Source organism: Mycoplana rhizolycopersici, from assembly GCF_013378445.1.
Lineage (GTDB): Bacteria > Pseudomonadota > Alphaproteobacteria > Rhizobiales > Rhizobiaceae > Mycoplana > Mycoplana rhizolycopersici.
The window spans coordinates 210513-235350 of record NZ_JABXYK010000001.1 but is presented as its reverse complement, the minus strand read 5'-3'; the positions used below and the strand labels follow the sequence as shown (position 1 = coordinate 235350).

The 24838-nt window shown below is 64.4% G+C and carries 22 protein-coding genes; 14 read left to right on the top strand and 8 right to left on the bottom strand.

The window, feature by feature from the left end; genetic code table 11:
* Window positions 1-71: 71 nt before the first annotated feature.
* Window positions 72-818 (top strand): sulfite exporter TauE/SafE family protein, encoded by a 747-nt coding sequence (locus HV823_RS01115; protein WP_176947904.1) that lies wholly within the window; start codon window positions 72-74, stop codon window positions 816-818.
* Here the strand turns inward: HV823_RS01115 and trmD are convergent.
* From trmD to ffh, 5 genes are all read right to left on the bottom strand, one after another.
* Window positions 800-1498, bottom strand: a complete 699-nt coding sequence (gene trmD, locus HV823_RS01110) for a tRNA (guanosine(37)-N1)-methyltransferase TrmD (protein ID WP_176947903.1) — start codon at window positions 1496-1498, stop codon at window positions 800-802. The two genes, HV823_RS01115 and trmD, sit on opposite strands and share 19 nt — an antisense overlap.
* Before the next feature lies 1 nt (window position 1499).
* On the bottom strand, window positions 1500-2072 hold the full coding sequence (rimM, locus tag HV823_RS01105) for a ribosome maturation factor RimM (protein WP_176947902.1): 573 nt from the start codon (window positions 2070-2072) through the stop codon (window positions 1500-1502).
* Between the two features lie 99 nt (window positions 2073-2171).
* Window positions 2172-2537 carry a 30S ribosomal protein S16 gene (rpsP, locus tag HV823_RS01100; RefSeq protein WP_176947901.1) on the bottom strand — a complete coding sequence of 122 codons (366 nt, stop codon included), beginning with the start codon at window positions 2535-2537 and terminating at the stop codon, window positions 2172-2174.
* A gap of 38 nt (window positions 2538-2575) precedes the next feature.
* Window positions 2576-2899 carry a chorismate mutase gene (locus tag HV823_RS01095; RefSeq protein WP_097141159.1) on the bottom strand — a complete coding sequence of 108 codons (324 nt, stop codon included), beginning with the start codon at window positions 2897-2899 and terminating at the stop codon, window positions 2576-2578.
* Between the two features lie 7 nt (window positions 2900-2906).
* Complete coding sequence (gene ffh / locus HV823_RS01090) at window positions 2907-4457, bottom strand: signal recognition particle protein (RefSeq protein ID WP_176947900.1); 1551 nt, start codon at window positions 4455-4457, stop codon at window positions 2907-2909.
* 308 nt (window positions 4458-4765) lie between these two features.
* Between ffh and HV823_RS01085 the strand changes: the two genes are divergently transcribed.
* From HV823_RS01085 to HV823_RS01065, 5 genes are all read left to right on the top strand, one after another.
* The gene (locus HV823_RS01085; RefSeq protein ID WP_176947899.1) at window positions 4766-5770 is read left to right on the top strand and encodes an MBL fold metallo-hydrolase; all 1005 of its coding nucleotides are present in this window, start codon (window positions 4766-4768) and stop codon (window positions 5768-5770) included.
* Between the two features lie 161 nt (window positions 5771-5931).
* Window positions 5932-6846, top strand: coding sequence for a diaminopimelate epimerase (dapF, locus tag HV823_RS01080; RefSeq protein ID WP_176947898.1), 915 nt, complete (start codon window positions 5932-5934; stop codon window positions 6844-6846).
* On the top strand, window positions 6843-8120 hold the full coding sequence (gene mtaB / locus HV823_RS01075; RefSeq protein ID WP_176947897.1) for a tRNA (N(6)-L-threonylcarbamoyladenosine(37)-C(2))-methylthiotransferase MtaB: 1278 nt from the start codon (window positions 6843-6845) through the stop codon (window positions 8118-8120). Before dapF ends, mtaB begins: the two co-directional genes overlap by 4 nt.
* 12 nt (window positions 8121-8132) lie before the next feature.
* Window positions 8133-9812, top strand: coding sequence for a signal recognition particle-docking protein FtsY (gene ftsY, locus HV823_RS01070; protein WP_176947896.1), 1680 nt, complete (start codon window positions 8133-8135; stop codon window positions 9810-9812).
* Window positions 9809-10465: a septation protein A gene (locus HV823_RS01065; RefSeq protein ID WP_210270654.1), complete on the top strand. Its 657-nt coding sequence runs from the start codon at window positions 9809-9811 to the stop codon at window positions 10463-10465. Before ftsY ends, HV823_RS01065 begins: the two co-directional genes overlap by 4 nt.
* A 45-nt stretch (window positions 10466-10510) precedes the next feature.
* On the opposite strand, the gene HV823_RS01060 is transcribed toward HV823_RS01065, so the two are convergent.
* Together HV823_RS01060 and HV823_RS01055 are read right to left on the bottom strand one after the other, a co-directional pair.
* Window positions 10511-11896, bottom strand: a complete 1386-nt coding sequence (locus tag HV823_RS01060) for a sensor histidine kinase (protein WP_176947895.1) — start codon at window positions 11894-11896, stop codon at window positions 10511-10513.
* Entirely contained in the window at window positions 11893-12567 is a 675-nt protein-coding gene (locus tag HV823_RS01055; RefSeq protein ID WP_176947894.1) for a response regulator, read from the bottom strand. The genes HV823_RS01060 and HV823_RS01055 overlap by 4 nt, the downstream gene beginning before the upstream one ends.
* A gap of 143 nt (window positions 12568-12710) precedes the next feature.
* On the opposite strand from HV823_RS01055, the gene HV823_RS01050 reads away from it, so the two are divergent.
* From HV823_RS01050 to HV823_RS01030, 5 genes are all read left to right on the top strand, one after another.
* Window positions 12711-13778, top strand: a complete 1068-nt coding sequence (locus HV823_RS01050; protein ID WP_176947893.1) for an ABC transporter substrate-binding protein — start codon at window positions 12711-12713, stop codon at window positions 13776-13778.
* A gap of 238 nt (window positions 13779-14016) precedes the next feature.
* A complete protein-coding gene (locus HV823_RS01045; RefSeq protein WP_176947892.1) occupies window positions 14017-14961 on the top strand; it encodes a Bug family tripartite tricarboxylate transporter substrate binding protein in 945 nt (314 codons plus the stop codon).
* Entirely contained in the window at window positions 14958-15449 is a 492-nt protein-coding gene (locus HV823_RS01040; RefSeq protein ID WP_176947891.1) for a tripartite tricarboxylate transporter TctB family protein, read from the top strand. Before HV823_RS01045 ends, HV823_RS01040 begins: the two co-directional genes overlap by 4 nt.
* 12 nt (window positions 15450-15461) lie before the next feature.
* On the top strand, window positions 15462-16979 hold the full coding sequence (locus HV823_RS01035; protein WP_176947890.1) for a tripartite tricarboxylate transporter permease: 1518 nt from the start codon (window positions 15462-15464) through the stop codon (window positions 16977-16979).
* A gap of 150 nt (window positions 16980-17129) precedes the next feature.
* Entirely contained in the window at window positions 17130-17291 is a 162-nt protein-coding gene (locus HV823_RS01030) for a hypothetical protein (RefSeq protein ID WP_176947889.1), read from the top strand.
* A 174-nt stretch (window positions 17292-17465) separates the two neighbouring features.
* Here HV823_RS01030 and HV823_RS01025 read toward each other — a convergent pair whose 3' ends face one another.
* Entirely contained in the window at window positions 17466-18551 is a 1086-nt protein-coding gene (locus HV823_RS01025) for a DUF475 domain-containing protein (RefSeq protein ID WP_176947888.1), read from the bottom strand.
* Window positions 18552-18950: 399 nt separating this feature from the next.
* Between HV823_RS01025 and HV823_RS01020 the strand changes: the two genes are divergently transcribed.
* The 3 genes from HV823_RS01020 to typA all read left to right on the top strand — a co-directional run bounded on the left by HV823_RS01020 (window position 18951) and on the right by typA (window position 24759).
* Entirely contained in the window at window positions 18951-21014 is a 2064-nt protein-coding gene (locus tag HV823_RS01020) for a M3 family metallopeptidase (RefSeq protein ID WP_176947887.1), read from the top strand.
* A 210-nt stretch (window positions 21015-21224) separates the two neighbouring features.
* A complete protein-coding gene (locus HV823_RS01015) occupies window positions 21225-22784 on the top strand; it encodes an alkaline phosphatase D family protein (protein WP_176947886.1) in 1560 nt (519 codons plus the stop codon).
* Between the two features lie 145 nt (window positions 22785-22929).
* Complete coding sequence (gene typA / locus HV823_RS01010; RefSeq protein WP_176947885.1) at window positions 22930-24759, top strand: translational GTPase TypA; 1830 nt, start codon at window positions 22930-22932, stop codon at window positions 24757-24759.
* The last annotated feature ends 79 nt before the right edge of the window (window positions 24760-24838 follow it).

Below are 24838 nucleotides of genomic sequence, written 5' to 3'. Positions count from 1 at the left end.
GATCGGCGCTGCCCCCGATATCAGCCGATGTCGGAGGAGCGGCACGTTGTGCTGCCAGGAGGAGGATCAGCATGTCGATCGCCGATGCGGCGCTTTTGTTCGTGGCCGGCTTCATGTCCGGTGTGGTCAACGCCATTGCCGGCGGCGGGACCTTTCTGACGTTCGGCGCCATGACGCTGACCGGCCTGCCGCCGATCATGGCGAATGCGACGTCCTCGATCACCCAGTTTCCGGGCTACGTCACTTCCGCGCTGGCCTACTGGAAGGAAATCCGCGCGGACTGGAAGGAGGCAATGGTGGTCGGGGTGCTATCGCTCGTCGGCGGTCTGGCCGGTGCGCTGCTGCTGCTTTCCATGTCCAATCCCGGCTTCCGCGCGCTCGTGCCCTGGCTCTTGCTGGCCGCGACGGCGATTTTTGCCGCCGGTCCGCTTCTGCGGCCGAAACATCTGCACGCCGAAAAGCCGATCGGGCCGCTCGGGCTTGTCGGCCAGTTCGCAACCTCGATCTATGGCGGCTTCTTCGGGGCCGGCATGGGCATCATGACGCTCGCCGTGCTCGGTCTCTCCAAGGGTGGCGATTATCATCGGCTGAATGCGCTGAAGAACTTCCTTGCCATGGTGATCGCCGGCATCGCCATCGCCGTTTTCGCCAGCGGCGACGTGGTCGGCTGGCCGCAGGCGGCCGTCATGGTTCCGGCAGGTGCGATGGGCGGCTATTCAGGCGTCTGGGTCGCCCGGCGCGTGCCCCAGAACATCATCCGCGCGCTGGTCGTCGCGGTCGGCGGGATCCTGACGATCTACTACTTCGTCACCGATTGACGGGCGATCAGGTCGGGGCGGCGCGTCTCGGTCAGGCGGCGCGCCTCGGCCTGCCGCCACTTCTCGATCTCGCCGTGATGGCCGGAGGTCAGGACCGCCGGGATCTCCCTGCCTTCCCACACCGGCGGGCGGGTGTAGTGCGGATGCTCCAGCAGCCCGCCCTCGAAACTCTCATGGATACCGGAAAGCGCATTGCCCATCACACCCGGCAGGATGCGCACGACCGCGTCCAGCAGGATCATTGCCGCCGGCTCGCCGCCGGACAGGATGTAATCGCCGATGGAGACCTCCTCCAGCCCGCGCGCATCGATGACCCGCTGGTCCACGCCCTCGAAACGGCCGCAGACAATCACCGCGCCCACGCCGGCCGCAAGCTCGCGGACGCGCTCCTGCGTCAAGGGTCGGCCGCGCGGGCTCATCAGCAATCGGGGACGCGGGTCGCCCTGCGGTGCGGCATGGTCGATCGCTTGGGCCAGCACGTCGGGTTTCAGCACCATACCGGCGCCGCCGCCGGCCGGCGTATCGTCGACCGTGCGATGGCGATCGGTGGCGAAGTCGCGGATCTGCACCGTTTCGAGGGCCCAATCGCCCCGCGCGAGCGCCTTGCCGGACAGCGACTGGCCGAGAAAGCCCGGAAACATCTCCGGGTAGAGCGTCAGGATGGTGGCGCGGAAAGCCACGTCATTCCTCCTCGCGCGGCGGGCGCCGCTTACGGCTGCCCGGACCGTCCTCGTCCTCGCCATCGAGCCCGGCCGCGACCGGGTCGATCAGCAGACGGCCGTTCTCGAAATCGATTTCCAGCACGGCCGCTTCGGAAAAGGGTATGAGTACCGGCCGCTTGCCCGGCCCCTTGAGTTCGAGCAGGTTGCCGGCGCCGAAATCGAAGATGCCGGTGACTGTGCCATGGTTGCGGCCAGCACCGTCCACCGCCTCGAGCCCCTCGAGGTCGGCATAGTAGAATTCGTCGTCGTCCAGCTCCTCGTCCGGCAGCTTGTCGCGCTCGATAAAGAGGTCGAGCCCCCGCAGCGCCTCTGCGGCATTGCGGTCGTTGACGCCGCGAAAACGGACGATGGCGAGATTCTTGGCCTCGCGCACCTCGAGGATTTCGAAGACGCGGCCGTCCTCGCTATGGAGATTTCCATAGTCGCCGAGCGCACTGGGATCCAACGTGTAGGACTTGATGCGGACTTCGCCGCGCAGGCCCTGGGCTGCGCCGATCGTTCCCATCAGTACGGGGTTCTGAAGCTTGGTCATCAATCCGATCCGGCCAATACTCAAACAGGAAAAGCGGAAGACAAAACAAAAGCGGGCGGCATGAGACACGCCGCCCGCCCGTCATTCGACTGGCCGGGATTACTCGGCAGCGGCAGCAGCGGCGGCGTCTTCAGCCTTCTGCTTCTTCTCGGCGATGCGCTCGAGTGCCTTCTTGCCCGGCTTTGCCTTTTCCGGGTTGTTGCGGGTGTCGCGCTTGGCAAGGCCGGCCTCGTTCAGGAAGCGCAGGACGCGGTCGGTCGGCTGTGCACCCTTGGCGAGCCATTCCTTGATGCGCTCTTCGTTCAGCTCGATGCGCTTTGCATCTTCCTTGGAGAGCATCGGGTTCCAGGAACCGACCTTCTCGAGGAAGCGGCCGTCGCGCGGGCTGCGGGCATCGGCAACGACGATCTGGTAGTACGGGCGCTTCTTGGAACCACCACGGGCGAGACGGATCTTGAGGGACATTTCTTTTTCTCCTTGAGCGAATTAGGGGCCGCTTGACTTCAAGCGGTATGCTGGTTGTTGGAGCCGCTGAAATCGGCGGCGATGGCTTCATGATGCCGGATCACCTCGCGGATGATGAAGTTCAGAAACTTCTCCGCGAAATCCGGATCCAGATTGGCGTCCTTCGCCAGCCGGCGGAGGCGTTCGATCTGGTATTCCTCGCGCGCCGGGTCGGCCGGCGGCAAATCGTGGGTGGCCTTAAGCACGCCGACCGCCTTGGTGCAGCGGAAACGCTCGGCCAAAATGTGAACCAGGGCGGCATCGATGTTGTCGATCGACTGGCGGTATTCCGCCAGCTGCTTCTTGATTTCCGGATCGATCATCGTTTCCTCACTTCTTTTTCGGCAGACCGGGCAATCCCGGGAATCCGCCACCAAGGCCCGGCAGCTTTCCGCCAAGACCGGGGAGGCCGCCGCCGCCCGGCTTCAGGCCCGCGGCCTCCGCCTGCTTCTGCAAGGCTTCCAGCTGCTTCGGGTCGAGCTTGGACAGGTCGGGCATGCCGCCCATGCCGCCGCCGAGGCCGCCAAGCCCCATCTTGCCGGCCAGGCCGCCCATCATCTGCTTCATCATGCCGCCGCCCTTCTTGCCGCCCATCATCTTCATCATGTCCGCCATCTGGCGATGCATCTTCAGAAGCTTGTTGATGTCGCTGGCATCCGTGCCGGAGCCGGCCGCGATGCGCTTCTTGCGCGAATGCTTGAGCATGTCGGGATTGGCGCGCTCGGCCTTGGTCATCGACGAGATGATCGCGAGCTGGCGGCCGAACATCCGGTCGTCGAGGCCGGCGGAGGCCATCTTGTCCTTCATGCCGGCCATGCCGGGCATCATTCCCATGATGCCGCCCATGCCGCCCATCTTCTGCATCTGGCGGAGCTGATCGGCGAGGTCGTTCAGGTCGAACTTGCCCTTCGCCATCTTCTCGGCCATCGCCGCCGCCTTCTCGGCGTCGATGTTTTCCGCTGCCCTCTCGACGAGCGAGACGATGTCGCCCATGCCGAGGATCCGGTCGGCGACGCGGCGGGGATGGAATTCCTCCAGCTCGCCCATCTTCTCGCCGACGCCGATCAGCTTGATCGGCTTGCCCGTCACGGCGCGCATCGAAAGCGCCGCACCGCCGCGGCCGTCGCCGTCCATGCGGGTGAGCACCAGGCCGGTGATGCCGACGCGTTCGTCGAAGTTGCGGGCGAGGTTGACGGCGTCCTGACCGGTCAGTGCGTCGGCAACGAGCAGGATCTCGTGCGGATTGGATTTCCGCTTGATCTCCGCCATCTCCATCATCAGCGGCTCGTCGATATGCGTACGGCCGGCGGTGTCGAGGATGACGACGTCATGGCCGCCGAGCTTGGCGGCCTGCACGGCGCGCGCGGCGATATCGGTCGGCGACTGGCCGGCGATGATCGGCAACGTATCGATGCCGGTCTGCACACCGAGCTGGCGCAACTGTTCCTGGGCTGCCGGACGGCGCGTGTCGAGCGAGGCCAGCAGGACCTTCTTCTTGTCGCGCGTCTTCAGCCGGTTGGCGATCTTGCCCGAGGTGGTCGTCTTGCCCGAGCCCTGCAGGCCGACCATCATGACGACGACCGGGGCGGACGCATTGAGGTCGATCGAGACGCCCTCGGAGCCGAGCATCGAGACGAGCTCGTCATGCACGATCTTCACGACCATCTGGCCGGGCTTGATGCTTTTCAGGATTTCCGCGCCGACCGCCTTCTCGCGCACCGCTTCGGTGAAGGAGCGCACCACTTCCAGCGCCACGTCCGCTTCGAGCAGCGCGCGACGGACCTCGCGCAGCGCCGCCGAGACATCCGCCTCGGAGAGCGCGCCACGGCCTGTCAGGCCATTCAAGATGGCGCCAAGGCGGTCCTGGAGTGTTTCAAACATTGCTTCGTCCTTCTTGTTTCCGTGCGTGCCGGAAACGTCGGTGCATCTGCAGGCAAAAACAAGACGCAAAGCCAAAAACCACCCGAGGGCGCATCGCGCTGTCGGGTGTTGACCTCCGGGATCTCTTTATACCTTCACGGGTCCCGGTCGGCGGCTTCAAGTGTCTGAACTTGTCGCAGATGCGCGGCATAAACAGGAAAGCGGGCGGAAAGTCAAGTTTCGACGCTGGCAATCCGAAATCGTCGACGCCAGATTAGGAATTCAATGGCGCTGAAACGTCACGCGCGTAACAAACTGGACAGCCGCCCATGCCGGAAAGGCCCCGGAACCCCTATTACAACGGTCCTGTCTCGGATCATTTCGACGGTACGCAGTTTTTCAATCCGGGTGGCGACCCGCCCCGCGGCCTCCGTGATCTCCTGCGCTGGCAGTTCGGCGGCGGGCGGGCGCGCTGGCCAAAGTCTGCGCCAAGCCCCTTTCCCCCCGCCCGGCCGGAGGAACGGATCGACGGCAGGGATCTGCGCGTCACGATGGTCGGCCATGCGACATTGCTCATTCAGGTGGCGGGCCTGAACATTCTCACCGACCCCGTCTGGTCGGTCCGCACCAGCCCGTTCACCTTTGCCGGGCCAAGGCGTGTCGTCCCGCCCGGCATCGGTTTCGACGACCTGCCGCCCATCGATATCGTGATCGTCACCCATAACCACTACGACCATCTCGATCTCGTCACGCTGAAGCGGCTCTTTGCGCGGCATGCGCCGCACATCGTCACCCCGCTCGGCAACGACACCATCATCCGCCGCGCCATTCCCAAGGCGAAGATTTCCGACATGGACTGGGGGGACCGGATGTCCCTGTGGGACGATCTGGTGATCGATTGCGAGCCCTGCCACCACTGGTCGGCGCGCGGCACGCGCGATCGCCGCATGGCGCTATGGGCAGCCTTCGTGCTGACGACCCCGGCCGGAAACATCTACCACATCGGCGACACCGGCTTTCACGACGGCCTCAACTACCGGGCGGCTGCCGACAGGCACGGAGGCTTCCGCCTCGCCTGCCTGCCGATCGGGGCCTACGAGCCCCGCTGGTTCATGAAGAGCCAGCACCAGAGCGCCCATGAAGCGGTCGACGGCATGCTCGCCTGCAGGGCGGCGCACGCCGTCGGCCATCATTTCGGAACGGTACAACTGACCGACGAGGCAATCGACGCGCCGGTCGACATGCTGAAGGCCGCGCTTGCCGGCAGGGATATCGCCCCCGCGCGGTTTCGCGCGCTGCGGGCGGGCGAAGTCTTCGACGTGCCGGAGGCGTAAGGTCGCGTGCCGCCCGGGCTCCCACGCCCGTCTTCTGCCGGGAGCGGCTGCGGACAGGGTGCCGGACTTGGGAAAGCCATTGCGCGCGTCCGCCGGCGCGCCACTGGTATTTTCCCTGCATTTCCGCCATATAGACGGCCGAACGCAACGAAGGCATCCTGATGAGCAACACGGTCGAATTCGCGAAGATGAACGGGCTTGGCAACAAGATCCTCGTCGTCGACATGCGCGGCCGCGCCGACCGCGTCGCGCCGCAGGCTGCGATCGCACTTGCCGGCGACGCCGAGACCGCCTTCGACCAGATCATGGCGATCCATGATCCGAGGGTCGACGGCACCGACGCCTTCATCGACATCCTCAACTGCGACGGCAGCAAGGCGCAGGCCTGCGGCAATGGCACGCGCTGCGTCGTCCAGGCGCTCGCCGCCGAGACCGGCAAGAAGACCTTCACCTTCCAGACCGTCGCCGGCATCCTCAATGCCGTCGAGCATGCGGACGGCACGATCTCCGTCGACATGGGCAGGCCCGTCTTCGAATGGGACCGGATCCCGCTTGCCGAGGAATTTCACGACACGCGCCGGATCGAGCTGCAGATCGGCCCGATCGACGATCCAGTGCTGCATTCGCCTTCGGCCATGTCGATGGGCAATCCGCACGCCGTCTTCTGGGTCGATCGCGACGTCATGTCCTACGACCTTGCCCGCTTCGGCCCGCTTCTGGAAAACCACCCGATCTTCCCCGAGCGCGCCAACATCACGCTGGCGCAGGTGACCTCGCGCACCGCCATGACCACCCGCACATGGGAGCGCGGCGCGGGACTGACGCTCGCTTGCGGCTCGGCCGCATGTGCTGCGGCCGTCAGCGGCGCCCGCACCGGCCGTACCGGCCGCAAGGTCGACGTGCACGTCGCCTCGGCCAACCCACCCGGCATCCTCACCATCGAATGGCGCGAGAGCGACGACCATGTCGTCATGACCGGCCCGGCCGAATGGGAATGGTCCGGCATGCTCGACCCCGCAACCGGGGCCTGGCAGCGCGATCACGAAAAGCCCGCTGACGGGGCGGCCGCACTTTGAGCGGCGTCGAGGTCATAACCTTCGGCTGCCGTCTCAACACCTACGAATCGGAAGTGATGCGCGGCGAAGCCGAGAAGGCCGGGCTGAACAACGCCATCCTCGTCAACACCTGTGCCGTCACCGGCGAGGCGGTGCGCCAGGCCCGTCAGGCGATCCGCCGAGCCCGCCGCGACAACCCGCATGCCCGCATCATCGTCACCGGCTGTGCGGCGCAGACGGAGAAGGATAGCTTTGCCGAAATGCCGGAGGTGGATGCGGTGCTCGGCAACGAGGAGAAGCTGAGGAGCGCCTCCTATCGCTCGCTGCCCGATTTCGGCGTATCGGCGGAAGAGAAGGTCCGGGTCAATGACATCATGAGCGTGACGGAGACCGCGCCGCAGATGGTCAAGGCCATCGACGGACACGTCCGCGCCTTTATCCAGGTGCAGAACGGCTGCGATCACCGCTGCACCTTCTGCATCATCCCCTACGGTCGCGGCAATTCCCGCTCCGTGCCGATGGGGGCGATCGTGGACCAGGCGCGCACGCTCGTCGAAGGCGGGTATCGCGAGATCGTGCTGACGGGCGTCGACGCGACCAGCTATGGCGGCGACCTGCCGGGGCAACCAAGCCTCGGCCTGCTTGCCAAGACCCTCCTCAAGCAGGTGCCCGACATCATCCGGCTGCGCCTGTCCTCGATCGACGGCATCGAGGCGGATCGTCATCTCTTCGACCTGATCGCCGACGAGCCGCGCTTCATGCCGCACCTGCATCTGTCGCTGCAGCACGGCGACGACCTCATCCTGAAGCGGATGAAGCGGCGTCATTCGCGCGACGACGCGATCGCTTTCTGTCGAACCGCGCGAGAACTGCGTCCGGAAATGAGCTTCGGCGCCGACATGATCGCCGGCTTTCCGACGGAAACCGAGGAGATGGCGGGCCAAAGCGCCAGCCTCGCCGAGGAATGTGGCATCGCGCAACTGCACGTCTTTCCCTACAGCCCGCGCCCCGGTACCCCGGCCGCGCGCATGCCGCAGCTGGACCGGGCGCTGGTCAAGGAACGGGCGGCCAGGCTGCGCGAGACTGGACAACGGCTGCAACTGGACCATCTTTCCGCCATGGCCGGAAGCCGGCAAACGATCCTTGTCGAAAACAACGGACTGGCGCATACGGAGAACTTCACGCTGGCCGATGCCACGGGGTTTGCGCCCCGCGACCTTGTTTCGGTGATCGTCACCGGCCACAATGGCAAGCACCTGACCGTGCGGGCGGAGCCCGCATCTTTACGCAACTAGCGGAATTCATTCATGGCCTTCGGCTTCATCAAGAAAGTCTTCACCTTCGGCAAGGACACCGCGCCCGCGAAGGAGGTGCCCGAGGAGGCGTTGAAGCAGGAGGACGTACTTTCGACAGAAGACGTTCCTGTTCCGCACGCCGATGCCGTCGATGCCGAGCCTTTGGTCGCGCTTGCCGAAGATCGCGATCTCCTGCTTGACGAAGCGGAAGCGGCCAATCCCGAAGCCGATCTGCATCGTGTCGAGCCGCAGGCGGACATCTATCCACTACCGCCCGTTGTCCACCCGCTGCCGATCACTCCTGACGAAGTGGCTGCGCCGGAAATCGAGACGGCGGGCGGACCCGCGCCAGACAGCCTCGATGCCGCCTCGGAGACGAGCACCCCGTCGGCGACGTTGACCCCCGAGGTCGAGGCTACGCGCGCTGCCGAACTGGTCAATATCGGCCTTGGCGGCGTCGAACACGCGCATGAGGAAATCGAAGCGGCGGAGGCCGCAAAGGCTGCGGCGATCGATGATTTCCGCGCGGCCGACGCAGATGCGATGGCAGAGCTTGCCGAGCCGTCGCCGCTGCCGCTCGAAGAGCCCGTCGAGCCGGCACCGGCCAAGCCAAAGTCGGCCAGGAAAAAAAAGACGGAAGCAAAGGGTGGCGGGGCAACGACGTCTGGTGCGGAGCCCGTTGCGGATGCCGGTCCAGCGCCGGCCTTGCCGAAAGGCTTTTCGACGGCTGACCAGATGCCGAAGGATGCACCTGCCGCCGTTCCCGCGCCAAGGCTCAGCTGGTTCCAGCGCCTGCGTGCCGGCCTTGCCCGCACCTCGTCGCAGCTCACCGGCCAGATCGCCAGCCTTTTCACCAAGCGCAAGCTCGACGATGCGACGTTGCAGGATCTGGAAGACCTCTTGATCCAGGCCGACCTCGGCGTCGAGACCGCATTGCGCATCACCGACACGCTGGCCTCCGAACGCTACGGCAAGGACGTCACCGGCGAGGACGTCGGCCGCATCATGGCCGGCGAAATCACCAAGGTGCTCGAACCGGTGGCCAAACCTCTGGAACTCGACCTGTCGCACAAGCCGCATGTCATTCTCGTCGTCGGCGTCAACGGCACCGGCAAGACGACGACGATCGGCAAGTTGGCAGCCAAGCTTTCGGGCGCCGGGCTGAAGGTCATGATGGCTGCCGGCGATACCTTCCGCGCCGCCGCAATCGAACAGCTGCACATCTGGGCCGATCGCACCAAGTCGGAGATCGTGTCCTCCAAACTCGGCGCCGACGCTGCCGGTCTCGCCTACGAGGCCTACGAGCAGGCGAAGGCGAAGGGCAGCGACGTGCTGATCATCGACACCGCCGGGCGGCTGCAGAACAAGGCCGAACTGATGGCGGAGCTGGAGAAGATCGTCCGCGTGCTCGGCAAGCTCGATCCGGACGCCCCACACACGGTTTTGCAAACGCTCGACGCGACCACGGGCCAGAACGCGATGAATCAGGTGGAAATTTTCCGCAATGTCGCCGGCGTCAGCGGCCTGATCATGACAAAATTGGACGGTACGGCTCGCGGCGGCATTCTTGTGGCGATCGCCGCCAAGCACAAGCTGCCGGTCTATTTCATTGGTGTCGGCGAAGGGATCGACGATCTCGAACCCTTCGAAGCAAAAGATTTCGCGCAGGCGATCGCAGGGGTTGAGGCATGAGCAACGACAGGATCATCGAAACGCTGGAGGAGACCGGCAAGCCCAAGGTCAGCCCGGTTCTCAAGCTGGTGCTGGAACTCGGTCCCCTCGTGGTCTTCTTCTTCGCCAATTCGCGCGGCGAGTGGCTGGCGGGGCATTTTCCGGCGCTCGCCGAACTTGGTGGACCGATCTTCATTGCCACCGGCATGTTCATGGCCGCGACCGCGACCGCGCTCGCCGTCTCCTGGGTGCTGACCCGGACGCTGCCGATGATGCCGCTCGTCTCCGGCATCGTCGTCTTCGTCTTCGGCGCGCTGACGCTCTATCTGCAGAACGACACCTTCATCAAGATGAAGCCGACCATCGTCAACACGCTGTTCGGCGTGATCCTGCTGGGTGGGCTCGCCTTCGGAAAGCCGCTTCTCGGCTACGTCTTCAACGCGGCCTTCAAGCTCACCGAAGAGGGCTGGCAGAAGCTGACGCTTCGCTGGGGCCTGTTCTTCCTCGTGCTCGCCGTGCTCAACGAAGTCGTCTGGCGCCATTTTTCGACCGATTTCTGGGTCGCCTTCAAGGTCTGGGGCACGATGCCGATCACCATCCTCTTCACGCTCGCCCAGATGCCGCTGATCATGAAGTACTCGGTCGAGCAGCCGGAAGAGGGCAAGGCGCCCTGAGGGCTCGCTGCCCCTGGTGAAGGGCCGCGGAGAGCCGCTACAGCTCTAACCGGCAGGAAAGGTGACGGTTGCGCAGAGGCCGCGGCCGGCCGTGCCGTCCTCCAGCGTCAAGGTCGCCCCGAACAGGGCGGCGATATCTTCGACAATCGGAAGCCCCAGCCCCATGCCGGGAGCGATGCCATCGCCGCCACGCGCGAAGCGCTGCAGCACCTCCGCCCGGCGTTCGGCCGGAATGCCTGGCCCATTGTCCTCCACGCGCAAGCAGGTCGCCTCGGCTTCTCCCCGAACGGAAACCGTCACCTCTGCGCCTCGCCCGGCATAGGCGATCGCGTTCTCGATCAGGTTGCGCAACATCTCGCCGAAAAGGAGCGGTTCCACACGGACCGGGGCCGGGCCAGCCCCCTCGAAACCGAGGTCTATGCCGGCCTGGGCCGCAAGCGGTACATAGTCGGCGGTGGTGGCCTGGGCCAGTTCGGCGATGTCGATCGGGTCGTGCCGTCGCGGCTCGGCCGAGCCGGCGGCGTCTATCTTCGCCATCAGGAGAAGCTGCGCCAGGATCCGCTCCGCATGGGCGACGGCATCGTCGCCTTTTCGTGCCGCGGCCTGCGCCTCTGCCAGCGATCCCGCCCGGCTGGCGAGCGCCAGCTGGGTTCGGATGATCGCAAGCGGCGTCCGCAACTGGTGGCTGGCATTGCCGGAAAAATGCCTCAGCGAGTTGAGGGCCGATTGCAGCCGGACCATGAAGGAGTTGACCGTGTCGACGAGCCCCTGCACCTCCTTCGGAACCTCCTGCTCGATGGGATGCAGATCGCTCGGGTTGCGTTCGGCAATGGCGTCGCTGAGGCGGTAGAGCGGACGCAGGGCGAGCGTGACGGCGATCCAGACGATCGCTGCAGCGCCCGCAATCATCAGCGCGAGCCGCAGGGCGGAGCGAAGCAGGATCGCCTGCGCCAGCTGGCGTCGCGCAATGGTCGTCTCGGCGACCGTGACCACGAAGGGTACGGAATTGACGCCGGTCGAGGCGGACCGGTGCAGCACTGCGACACGTATCGGCTCGCCGCGAAAGGTCGCATCCGCGTAGGCGGTGGGCTGCCCCCCGGTTTCGGTGATCTGCGGAAGCGACTGATAGCCGGTGATGAAGTGGCCCGGCGGCCCTTCGACGCGATAGAAGACGCGGTCCTGTGCTGCCGAGGTCAGCATCTCCAGCGCCACATAGGGGATGTCCACCTCCAGCAGGCCGTTTTCCGTCACTACGACGCGCTCGGCGATCGCGAGAGCGGATCCTGCCAGGACACGGTCGGAAACGGTGTCGGCGGTCTTCACGGCCTCGCGATAGGTGTCGATCAGCGCAAGGACGCCGAAGACGGCCGTCGCCACCAGAAGCCAGAGCAGGAGCTGCCGACGCAGCGACTGGGCCGGATGGCGCCTCAAGCCGGCGACGCCTTGTCGAGATAGTAGCCGATGCCGCGGGCGGTGCGGACGGTCAGACCGTGCGGTGCGATGCGTTTGCGCAGCCGGCTGACATATTGTTCGATCGCGTTGGCGCTCAGGTCGTCGTCAAAGGCGGCCAGCGACTGCATGATCGCTTCCTTCGACACGACCTTGCCCGCGCGCATGAAAAGGATTTCCAGAAGGCCCAGCTCGCGCGCAGGAATGTCGAGCGGCGCGCCGCCTGCGGAAAACGTGCGCGAGTTGAGATCGAGATCGACGCCGCCGAAACTCAGCGCCGAAGAGCGCAGCCCTGCCTGGCGGCGCAGCAGCATGCGCACCCGCGCCTCGAATTCCGATATGTCGAATGGCTTGCTCATATAATCGTCCGCGCCGAGATCGAGCCCCTTGACCTTGTCTTCGGCGGCTCCGCGCGCCGTGAGGATCAGTACCGCGGACCTGTTCTGGCGCGCGCGCATGGCCCGCAGCACCTCCAGCCCGTCCATTTCCGGCAGCGTCAGGTCCAGGATCACCAGGTCGAAGGCTTCGGCCGCGGTCGCAGCATTGGCCGATGCGCCGTCGCCGACCACGTCGACGGCGTGGCCGGTGCCGCGCAGGATGGCGGATAGCCCGTCGGCAAGGGCATGGTTGTCTTCGACGAGCAGGATGCGCACGTTTGATCTCCTCCTGCGCAAGCTTATCGTGGTGGCCTGCGCGGTGCAAAGGAGCTTTCGTACGCGTTGGCACGAGCTTCCCCAACCTGCCGAATAGGCCGTCCGGCTTGTGCAGTCCGCCCTGCTTTGGCAAGGTCGGAAGCATGCGCCTCTTTCTTGCTCTTGCCTTCGTTGTTTCGCTCTGTCCGGCCGCGTTTGCGGCCGAGACCTTCTATCCGGCGGCCGACAGCAAGGGTAACGCTTCGGTTCTGACGGTCTATTCCTCGCTCGACGAGCCGCTTGCACGGCCGATGATCAAGGCGTTCCAGGCCGCCAATCCCGATGTCGCGGTTCGCTACGACGAAATGCTGACCGGCGAGGTCTATGACAGGATTGTTCGGGAGACCGATGCCGGTCAGAAGACCGCCGACTTTGCCTTTTCCTCGGCGATGGACCTGCAGGTCAAACTCAGCAACGACGGCTATGCCCAGCGCAGCGACCTGCCGATGAGTGCGGCCTGGCCGCAATGGGCCAACTGGCGAAACACCGCCTATGCGCTGACGTTCGAGCCGGCGGTGTTCGTCTATCACAAACCGAGCTTCGCCCACGAGAAACCGCCGGCTTCGCGGGCGGAGTTTCTCGCCTACCTCACGCGGCACGGAAACGATATCTACGGGCGCATCGGCACCTACGACATCGAGCGTTCCGGGGTCGGCTTTCTGTTCATGGCGCGCGACCAGGAGCAGTTCGGCGATATCTGGACGGTGATCGGGGCGATGGGGTCGGCCGGCGTAAAACTCTATTCGACCAGCTCGGCCATTCTCGAGCGCATCGCGGATGGGCGCTTTGTCCTCGGATACAATATTCTCGGATCCTACGCGGCCGACTGGGCGGCAAAGCATCGGGATGTCGGCATCGTGCTGCCGAAGGACTATACGGTCGTGATGTCTCGAATCGGACTGGTGCCGCAGGCGGCGGCATCTCCGGAGCTCGGCAGGCGCTATCTGTCGTTCTTCATGTCGAAGGAGGGGCAGACGATCATGGCACGCAAGCTGCAGATCGCGGCCGTTTCGCCGGAGGTGGCGGGCGACAATACGGCAAGTCACATGCAGGCGATGCTCGGCACGCAGCTGAAGCCGGTCCCTGTCAGCCCCGGCCTGATGGTCTATCTCGATCAGGTGAAGCGCGCGCGGCTGATCACGCGCTGGAACGAAGTGTTGCGTGCCCAGTAGCGGCCCAGTAGCGGATCAGCCCTTGTCGTTCGCGCGATGTCAGGTAGATGACAGGTTGTTGTGATCGCTTTGAGGTCCCAGCCGCCCATGGAGGTGGACGGCGAGGAGACGGGGAGGAGACCCGCCAGAAAAGTTGCAGCGCCCTATCGGCAGTCTAGCCGGGCGGCGCCGTTGTTCTCCTCTTCGCAAGCGAAACGATGCGCTGCCGGGATGAGCCGCGCCTGACGGAGGACACGCCTTGAAACAGTTTTTCCTTGCTTCCATTCTAGCCGGCGCGCTCGCGTTGCCGGCCTTTGCCGCCGACTACAAGATCATCGCCCCGGCAAATCCCGGCGGCGGATGGGACCAGACCGCGCGCACCCTGCAGACGGTGATGCAGAGCGAAGGCATTTCCGGCAACGTCCAGGTGGTCAACGTGCCGGGCGCCGGCGGAACGATCGGTCTTGCCCAGTTCGCCAGCCAGGACAAGGGTAACCCGAACTCGCTGATCGTCGGCGGCTACGTCATGGTCGGAGCGATCCTGACCAACAAGTCGCCGGTGACCCTGAAGGACGTGACGCCGATTGCGCGCCTCACCGGCGAGTACGAGGCGATCGTCGTTCCGGCATCGTCGCCGTTCCAGACCTTCGGTGACCTCGTCGAGGCGCTGAAGAAGGATCCGGGCGCCGTCTCCTGGGCCGGCGGTTCGGCCGGCGGCACGGACCATATCGCGGTCGGCCTCATTGCCAAGGAGGCAGGCGTCGATCCGAAGAAGATCAACTACATCGCCTATTCGGGCGGCGGCGAGGCACTGGCGGCCATTCTCGGCGCGCAGGTCAGCGCGGGCATTTCCGGTTATGGCGAGTTCGAATCGCAGGTGAAGGCGGGCACGCTGCGTCTGCTCGCCGTTTCCAGCGACGAGCGCATCGAGGGTGTCGATGCTCCGACCATCAAGGAGAGCGGTCTGGACGTGGTCGTGGAGAACTGGCGCATGGTTGCCGCGGCTCCGGGCCTGACCGACGAACAGAAGGCCGCCGTGTCGGCCGACATCGAAAAGCTCGTGAAGTCCGCCGCCTGGCAGGAGCAGCTGAAGACCAAGGGCTGGCAGGACACCTACCTCGCCGGCGCCGCCTTCGATGAGCAACTGGCCAAGGATGTTTCGGCGACCGAAGGCATCCTCAAGGAAATCGGACTGGTCGAATGACGAACGGCAGCAAGCCTGTACATGTAAAGCGTCGCCCCGATGGGGCGGCGCTGGTCATTGCCGCCGTACTGGCGGTGATCGCCGGCGTGATGTTCTGGGACGTGTCACGCCTGGCCGGCGCGGCCGGCTATTCGCAGGTCGGGCCGACCACGGTTCCCTACGTCATCGCCATCTGTCTTCTCGGGCTTGCCGTCTGGACGGTGTTCGAGGCATGGCGTGGCGATTTTCCCGAACGCGAGCACCAGCAGCTCGGGCCGATATTCTGGATCGTTGCCGGCCTCGTTGCGCAGATGCTGCTCCTGAAGATCGCCGGGTTTTCCATCGCCACGGGGCTTCTCTTCGCCTTTACCGCTGCCGCCTTCGGCCAGCGCAAGCTCTGGAAGACAATTCCCATCGGGATCGTCTTTGCCTTCGTCGTGTGGGTCATCTTCTCGAAGCTGCTGCAGCTGTCACTGCCTGCAGGCCCGCTCGAGCACCTGTTCTTCTAAGGGGACCGGCGGATGAATACGTTTGAATTTCTCCTGCAGGGGCTGGTGATCGCAGCCCAGCCGATGAACCTGCTCTATGCGCTGATCGGCGTGACGCTTGGAACGGCAGTCGGCGTGCTTCCCGGCATCGGTCCGGCCCTGACCGTGGCGCTGCTGCTGCCGGTGACCTATCAGCTCGATCCGGCCGGTTCGCTGATCATGTTCGCGGGCATCTACTACGGTGGCATGTATGGCGGTTCGACGACGTCGATCCTGTTGAACACGCCGGGCGAAAGTGCCTCGATCGTGACGGCGCTCGAAGGCAACAAGATGGCCCGCGCCGGCCGCGGCGGACCGGCACTGGCAACTGCCGCCATCGGCTCCTTCGTGGCGGGGCTGATTGCAACGCTCGGTCTTGCCTTCATCGCGCCCTTCATCGTCAAGGTCGCGCTCGTCTTCGGTCCGCGCGAGTATTTCGCACTGATGGTGCTGGCCTTCGTCACGGTCTCCTCGGCCTTCGGCGATTCGACGCTGCGCGGACTGACGTCGCTGTTCGTCGGCCTGGCGCTCGCCATGGTCGGTATCGACCAGCTCAGCGGTCAAGCGCGGCTTTCCTTCGGCATACCCGACCTTCTCGACGGCGTGGAAGTGACGACGCTGGCAGTGGCGATGTTCGCCATCGGCGAATCCCTCTACATTGCCGCACAGGGCGATCGCGGACCGGACAGGATCGAGGCCGTGAAAGGGTCGGTCTGGATGAGTGCCGCCGACTGGGCGCGTTCATGGAAGCCGTGGCTCCGCGGAACCGCGATCGGTTTCCCGATCGGGGCGATGCCGGCCGGCGGGGCGGAGATCGGCACATTCCTCTCCTACGCGACAGAAAAGCGGCTGACGAAGCACCCGGAGGAATTCGGCAACGGCGCCATCGAGGGCGTGGCCGGACCGGAAGCCGCCAACAACGCCTCGGCCGCCGGCACGCTCGTCCCGCTTCTGACGCTGGGCCTGCCGACCACGGCGACGGCTGCGATCATGCTGGCAGGCTTCCAGCAATACGGCCTGCAGCCGGGCCCGCTGCTGTTTGCCACCAATCCGCAGCTCGTATGGGGGCTGATTGCCAGCCTGCTGATCGCCAACCTGATGCTGCTCGTCCTCAACCTGCCGCTGATCGGGCTTTGGGTGAAGCTGCTCAGCATTCCAAAGCCTTGGCTGTATGCTGGCATCCTGCTGTTTGCCACGCTCGGTACGATCGGCGCCAATCCTTCGGTATTCGAACTCGGCATGCTGCTCGCCTTCGGCCTGCTCGGCTACGCCATGCGCGTTTTCGGCTATCCGATCGCGCCTGTCGTCGTCGGCCTCATCCTGGGGCCGCTGGCCGAGCAGCAGTTGCGCCGCGCACTTGCTATCAGCCAGGGCGACCTGACGACGCTCGTCGCCTCGCCGGTCGCCGTGGTGTTGCTCCTGATCGCTGCGGCAGCCCTGATCGTGCCGCTGATCCTGCGCGCCCGCGGCAGGGGGCAGGTGCTTTCGCAACTGGCGGCGAGCGAAGACTGACCTTAAAAAATTACCCGATGAAAACGAAATCAGGCCGCAAGCAATTGCGACCTGATTTCATTGCATGGCTGCCCTGTGAATCTGTGCATTGTGCGCAAGGCTCTTCGGTATCATTTATGTTCGTGTAGAGAGAGAAAAGAGAGAAACACGATGAGCCAGTTCAACAGCGCAGTCCGCCAGGGGTTCCTGGGGCGCGCATTCGCAGTCCTGGGCGCGGCCAGTGCCGCTGCCGCGGCAGTCGAAGGCCGCCGCCGTCCGCGGGACCGGGATCTGAAGATCCTCGGGATCGATCCGGCCTCCTTCCCGAAGTAAGGACGTCCGCAAAGGACAGGAAAGCCGAATTCGGCTTTCGATAAGAGTTTCAAGCGCATCGTTCGAATGCGCAGTGCAGTGACAGATTGACCGGAAAAGGCCCGACGATCAATGATCGCCGGGCCTTTTCATCGTTGGGGTCACAATGGCGGCGCGCGGGCGCCGCCATTCGTGTCAGACGTTTTCCAACGCTCTCGCGTCGGCGTCCTCGGCCTTTTCGCGCCGGTTGTAGCGGATCGACGACCAGAGAGAGATGCCGATAAGGCCGGCGCCGCCGAGGCCGGTGATCACTTCGGGAATGTGCACGAGCGTCTGGCAATACATGATCACCGACAGGATCAGGATCGCGTAGAAGGCACCGTGCTCCAGGTAGCGATATTCGGCGAGCGTGCCCTTTTCCACCAGCATGATCGTCATCGAGCGCACATACATGGCGCCGATACCAAGGCCGATCGCGATGATGAAGAGGTTCTGCGTCAGGGCGAAGGCGCCGATTACGCCATCGAAGGAGAAGCTGGCATCGAGCACTTCGAGATAGATGAAGGCGCCGAGGCCGCCCTTGGCCGCAGCACTCATCGTCTCCTGCGAGGCGTCGAGCAGGCCGCCGACAATCTCGACGCCGAGGAAGGTCAGGAGACCGTAGATCGCCGAATAGACGAAGCTGTCCGCCGCTTCGCCCTCGAGGAAGCTGGAAAACACCAGAACCAGGATCAGAACAAAGGCGATCTCGACGCCCTTGATTGTCGCATAGCGGGCCATGCGCTTTTCGAGGAAGGCGATCCAGTGCACGTCCTTCTCATGATCGAAGAAGTAGGTGAGACCGACCATCATGAGGAAGGTGCCGCCGAAGGCGGCGATCGGCAGATGCGCCTCGTGCATGATGCGCGCGTATTCCTCCGGCTGCCTGGCGGCCAGGACGATCGCCTCGATCGGGCCGATCTTGGCGGCGATCACGACGATCAGAAGCGGGAAGATGATGCGCATGCCGAAGACGGCGATGATGATGCCCCAGGTGAGGAACCGGTGCTGCCAGACCGGCGTCATGTCTTTCAGCTTGTTGGCGTTGACGATCGCGTTGTCGAAGGAGAGCGAGATCTCCAGCACCGCGAGCACGGTGCAGATGAAGAAGACCGTCGCCATGCCGCCGATCGTGCCGGTGGTCTGCCAGCCGAGCCAGGCGCCGAGCGCAAGGCCGACGGCTGTGACGATGAAGGCCCACTTGAAGTAGCCGAGGCTTGACTGATGGGTGTGCGCTTTCATGCCCGCACCTCGTTTTCCGGTGCGATTGCGTTCAGCGCGGTGCAGAAGTTGAGAATGCGCGTGCCGGAACGGGCATGCGCGTCAGGCATGGTGAGGATTTTCATGTTTTTGAATCCGCCGGCTCAAATGCTGGCGGTACCGACATCACGAGAGCGCCGTAAAACTCTCGCCAGAGGGGCCCGGCACCAAAGTTTGTGCTGCGGCGGGATGTCCGGGGCCGCAACACCTATGTATTTCACCGAACATCACCTTTTCGTCAAGTGAATTTGAAGAGGGGCGCGGGCGGGGCGCCTGTGCCGAAAGGCTTGAAGCAAGAAATGCATCGGGAAGCGTACACAACTGCGGATTCTGTTCCTATATTCGGCTCCTCAACCTGCCGCGACGACGAGGACAACCAGCATGAGCGCAAATTCGAAAATCAGCCCCGCTTTGGTCGACTGGAGCGGGATCAATGGCCTGCCGCGCTTCGACCTCGTCTCCGACGACAGTTTCGCCGATGCCTTCGACGCAGCTCTTGTCCTGCACGAAGCGGAGATCGAGGCGATCGCCAAGAACCCGGTTGCGGCCAGCTTCGACAATACCGTGGTGGCGCTCGAGATCGCCGGCGACGAGCTTTCCCGGGTGTCGGCTCTGTTCTGGAGTCGCGCCGGAGCCAATACCAACGATGTCATCCAGGCGCTGGAACGCGAGATCGCGCCGAAGATGTCACGGCACTACTCCAAGATCGGCAACAATGCCGAGCTCTTCGCCCGTATCGATTCGCTCTGGGAGCAACGGGATGCGCTCGGCCTTTCCGTCGAGCAGATGCGGGTGCTGGAACGACACTGGAAGGGCTTCGTCAAGTCGGGCGCGAAACTTGAAAAGCCGAAGCAGGAACGCCTGTCTGCCATCAACGAGCGGCTCGCCGGCCTTGGCGCGCAGTTCGGCCAGAACGTGCTTGCCGACGAGAAGGACTGGTCACTGCTTCTTTCCGAAGTGGCGGACCTCGAAGGGCTTCCCGACTTCCTGAAGGATGCGATGGCGGCCGCCGCGCGCGAGCGGGGCGCGGACGGCAAGTACGCGGTGACCCTGTCGCGTTCGATCATCGAACCTTTTCTCACCTTCTCCAGCCGCCGCGACCTGCGCGAGCAGGCGTTCCGGGCGTGGATCGCGCGTGGTGTGAATGGCGGCGCTACCGACAATCGCGAGATCGTGCGCGAGACGCTGGCGCTTCGGGCGGAAAAGGCAGAATTGCTGGGCTATGAAAACTACGCTGCGCTGAAGCTCGACAACACCATGGCGAAGACGCCCGAGGCGGTGAACGATCTGCTGACGCAGGTCTGGGACAAGGCGGTGGCGCGGGCCAGCGAGGAGGAGCAGGAGCTTGCCCGCCTCGTGGCGGCCGAAGGCCGCAACCATCCGGTCCTGCCGTGGGACTGGCGATACTATGCCGAAAAGCTGAGGGCGGAGAAGTTTGACTTTTCCGAAGCGGAGCTGAAACCCTACCTGCAACTTGAAAAGGTCATCGAGGCCTGCTTCGACGTCGCCGAACGGCTGTTCGGTATCCACGCCGTGCCGCTTGCGGGCGTGCCCGTCTATCATCCAGACGTGCGCGTCTTCGAGATCCGCAATCGCGACGGCAAGCTGGTCGCCATGTTCCTCGGCGACTACTTTGCCCGCCCGTCCAAACGCTCGGGTGCCTGGATGAGCGCCTACCAGAGCCAGCACAAGCTGCCGTCGAAGAACGGGTCGATCGGAGAGCTTCCGATCATCTACAACGTCTGCAATTTCGCCAAGCCCGCGGAGGGCAAGCCGGCGCTGCTTTCGCTCGACGACGCCCGCACGCTGTTCCATGAGTTCGGCCACGCGCTGCACGGCATGCTCTCCGATGTCACCTATCCGTCGGTCTCGGGCACGGCCGTCTCCCGCGACTTCGTAGAGTTGCCCTCGCAACTCTACGAGCACTGGCTGACGGTGCCGGAAATCCTGAAGACCTATGCGGTGCACTACGAGACCGGCGAGCCGATGCCGCAGGCCCTGCTCGACAAGGTCCTGGCCGCGCGGACCTTCAATGCCGGCTTCAACACCGTGGAGTTCACCTCCTCGGCGCTGGTCGACATGGCGTTCCACACGCAAGGCGCCGTCGAGGACCCGATGGTGGTGCAGGGCGAGGTACTGAAGAAGATTGGGATGCCGGCCTCGATCGTCATGCGCCACGCCACCCCGCATTTCCAGCATGTCTTTTCCGGCGACGGCTATTCGGCCGGCTACTATTCCTACATGTGGTCGGAGGTGTTGGATGCCGATGCGTTTGCCGCTTTCACCGAAACGGGCGACGCCTTCGATCCCGGCATGGCGGCAAAGCTGAAGGCCAACATCTACTCCGTCGGGGGCGCCATCGATCCCGAGGATGCCTACAAGGCCTTCCGCGGAAAGCTGCCGACGATCGACGCCATGCTGGAGAAGAAGGGACTGGCGGCCTAGGCATTGTTATTGCCGCATGATCCGACGCCGAAGCGATGCCGCTTCGGCGAAATGCTCCAGCCGCCGCCCGCTGGTCGAGCCCTCGTCACCTCCCCGTCACCGAACTGTATCCCCCGCGTCATCGATCCGTAACGCCGCTGACACGTGAGCCCCCGATGGTCGGCCGTGCGCGGATCGGGCGGCGATTCGCACCCTACCGACGGGGGATCCATGGCGAAAGCGGCCGACGTCCTGACACGGCGCTCCTTCCTTGCGACGGCCGCGGCCGCGGGTTTGGCTGCATCCTCGGCGCTTGCAGTGCCGCACTATGCCCGCAGGCACGGCAGCCCGGTCTTTACCCACGGCGTCCAGTCCGGCGACGTCGATACGTCGTCGGGCATGATCTGGGCGCGGGCAGACAGGCCGGTGGAGATCGCAGTCGAATATTCCACCACCGAGAGTTTTACGAACGCGACCCGCGGCCCGGTGTTGAAGGCGGGGCGCGAGACCGACTTCGCCGCCAAGCACCTCCTGACCGATTTGCTGCCGGACCAGGACATCTTCTATCGGCTGACGGCCAGCGATCCCACTTCCAGCCATCTCGTCTCCGAGCCGATCGTCGGCCGGTTCAGGACGGCGCCGCTGCGCCGGCGGTCGGTCCGCTTCGTCTGGTCCGGGGACACGGCCGGGCAGGGCTGGGGCATCGACGACGTCGGCATGAAGACATATTCGACCATGGCCCTGCACGAGCCGGATTTCTTCATCCATTCCGGCGACACGATCTATGCGGACAATCCGATCCCTGACGAGATCAGGCTTCGCGACGGCACGATCTGGAAGAACCGCATCGTCACCGACGAGAAGCGCGAGGTGGCGCGCACGCTGGACGAATATCGCGGGCAGTGGAAGTACAACCTGCTAGACCGGCATCTTCTGGATTTCAATGCGCAGGTGCCGACCTTCTTCCAGTGGGACGATCACGAAGTGCTGAACAACTGGTCGCCCTCGACGGACCTGCGCGACGATCCGCGCTATCCGGACAAGGACGTTGCCGTCTATGCCCAGCGCGCAATGCGGGCGTTTCAGGAAATGACGCCGATCCGCTATTTTCCGACCGAGCCGGGACGGATCTTCCGCAAGGTCGCCTACGGCCCGCTTCTCGACGTCTTCTTCGTCGATCTTCGCTCCTACCGCACGGCGAACAGGGGCAACGAGCTCGGCCTGTTCGGCTGGCGGCAGGCGGCGTGGCTCAAGCGCGAGCTTGCCGCCTCCCGGGCCACCTGGAAGGTGATCGCCTGCGACATGCCGCTCGGCGTCGTGATCTGGGACGACTATGGCAGCAAGCTCGGCTATGAAGGCGTGGCGGACGGGCTGAACGGGCCGCCGGCGGCGCGCGAGCGCGAGATCGCCGACCTGCTCTCCTTCATGCGCGACAATGCCATCCGCAACGTCGTGTGGCTGACGGCGGACATCCACTATACCGCCGCCCATCACTACGACCCGGTCCGGGCGAAGTTCAAGGAATTCGAGCCGTTCTGGGAGTTCGTCTCCGGACCTCTGCATTCGGGCACTTACGGGCCGCATCCGCTGGATATGACCTTCGGGCCGGAGGTGCGCTTCATGAAGGCGTCAGGCGGAGGCGTCGACAGCAACCTGCCGCCGTCGGCAGGCCTGCAGTTCTTCGGCCTTGTCGATATCGACGGCTCGAGCGAGCAGATGACGGTGCGGCTGATGGACCGCGAGGACCGTGGGCTGTGGAGCGTGACGCTCGATCCGGCGGTGACGTCGTGAAGGACTGCGACCTGCGGGCTGCATGGAGCGCAAGACAGAGTTTCCGCCGGCCTCTTTCGCAATTGCGTAAAACCATGTATGGAGCGCGCCAAATGCACGTGGCGCCTCTTCTTTCGTGCGCGCCCCAAAACTCAGAGATTTAGATATGTCCATTCGCAATATCGCGATCATCGCGCACGTCGACCATGGCAAGACCACGCTCGTCGACGAACTTCTGAAGCAGTCCGGCTCGTTCCGTGAAAACCAGCGCGTTGCCGAACGCGTGATGGACTCGAACGATCTCGAAAAGGAACGCGGCATCACGATCCTGGCCAAGGCCACCTCCGTCGAGTGGAAGGGGCATCGCATCAACATCGTCGACACGCCCGGCCACGCCGACTTCGGCGGCGAAGTCGAGCGCATCCTGTCGATGGTGGATGGTGCGATCGTTCTGGTCGACTCGTCGGAAGGCCCGATGCCGCAGACCAAGTTCGTCGTCGGCAAGGCGCTGAAAGTCGGCCTGAAGCCGATCGTCGCCATCAACAAGATCGACCGTCCGGACGGCCGTCACGAGGAAGTGCTGAACGAGGTTTTCGACCTCTTCGCCAATCTCGACGCCACCGACGAGCAGCTTGACTTCCCGATCCTCTACGGTTCGGGCCGCAACGGCTGGATGAACGTCAACCCGGAAGGCCCCCAGGACGAGGGCATGGCGCCGCTGCTCGATCTCGTGCTCAAGCACGTGCCGGAGCCGACGGTCGCTGAGGGTCCGTTCCGCATGATCGGCACGATCCTGGAAGCCAACCCCTTCCTCGGCCGCATCATCACCGGCCGCATCCATTCCGGCTCGATCAAGCCGAACCAGGCCGTCAAGGTTCTGGGCCAGGACGGCAAGCTGATCGAGAACGGCCGCATCTCGAAGATCCTCGCCTTCCGCGGCATCGAGCGCACGGCGATCGAGGAAGCGCAGGCAGGTGACATCGTCGCGATCGCCGGCCTCACCAAGGGCACTGTGGCTGACACCTTCTGCGATCCGTCCGTCTCCGAGGCGCTGAAGGCGCAGCCGATCGATCCGCCGACCGTTACCATGTCCTTCATCGTCAACGACAGCCCGCTTGCAGGCACCGAAGGCGACAAGGTCACAAGCCGCGTCATCCGCGACCGTCTCTTCAAGGAAGCCGAAGGCAACGTCGCGCTGAAGATCGAAGAGTCTGGCGACAAGGATTCGTTCTTCGTCTCCGGCCGCGGCGAACTGCAGCTCGCCGTTCTGATCGAGACCATGCGCCGCGAAGGCTTCGAGCTTGCCGTATCGCGTCCGCGCGTCGTCATGCACAAGGACGAGGCGACCGGCCAGATGCTGGAGCCGATCGAGGAAGTCGTCATCGACGTCGACGAAGAGCATTCCGGCGTGGTCGTGCAGAAGATGTCCGAGCGCAAGGCCGAGATGGTCGAACTGCGTCCTTCCGGCGGCAACCGCGTCCGCCTCGTGTTCTTCGCGCCGACCCGCGGCCTCATCGGCTACCAGTCGGAACTTCTGACGGATACGCGCGGCACGGCGATCATGAACCGCCTGTTCCACGACTACCAGCCCTACAAGGGCGAGATCGGCGGCCGGGTCAACGGCGTGCTGCTGGCCAACGAAGCGGGCGAAGCCGTCGCCTACGCGCTCTTCAACCTCGAAGACCGCGGCCCGATGGTCATCGACGCGGGCGAGAAGGTCTATGCCGGCATGATCGTCGGCATCCACTCGCGCGACAACGACCTCGAAGTGAACGTGCTCAAGGGCAAGAAGCTGACCAACATCCGTGCCGCCGGCAAGGATGAAGCCGTTCGCCTGACGCCGCCGATCAAGATGACGCTGGAGCGTGCGCTTTCCTGGATCCAGGACGACGAACTCGTCGAAGTCACGCCGAAGTCGATCCGCCTGCGCAAGCTCTATCTCGATCCGAACGATCGCAAGCGATTCGAGAAGTCGCGTACTGCCGGCGCTGCCTGATTCGCGCCGAAACTACGCCAGGCCATCCCCAAATCGATCGAGGCCCCGGTAGAAATGCCGGGGCTTTTTCATGTGTGTG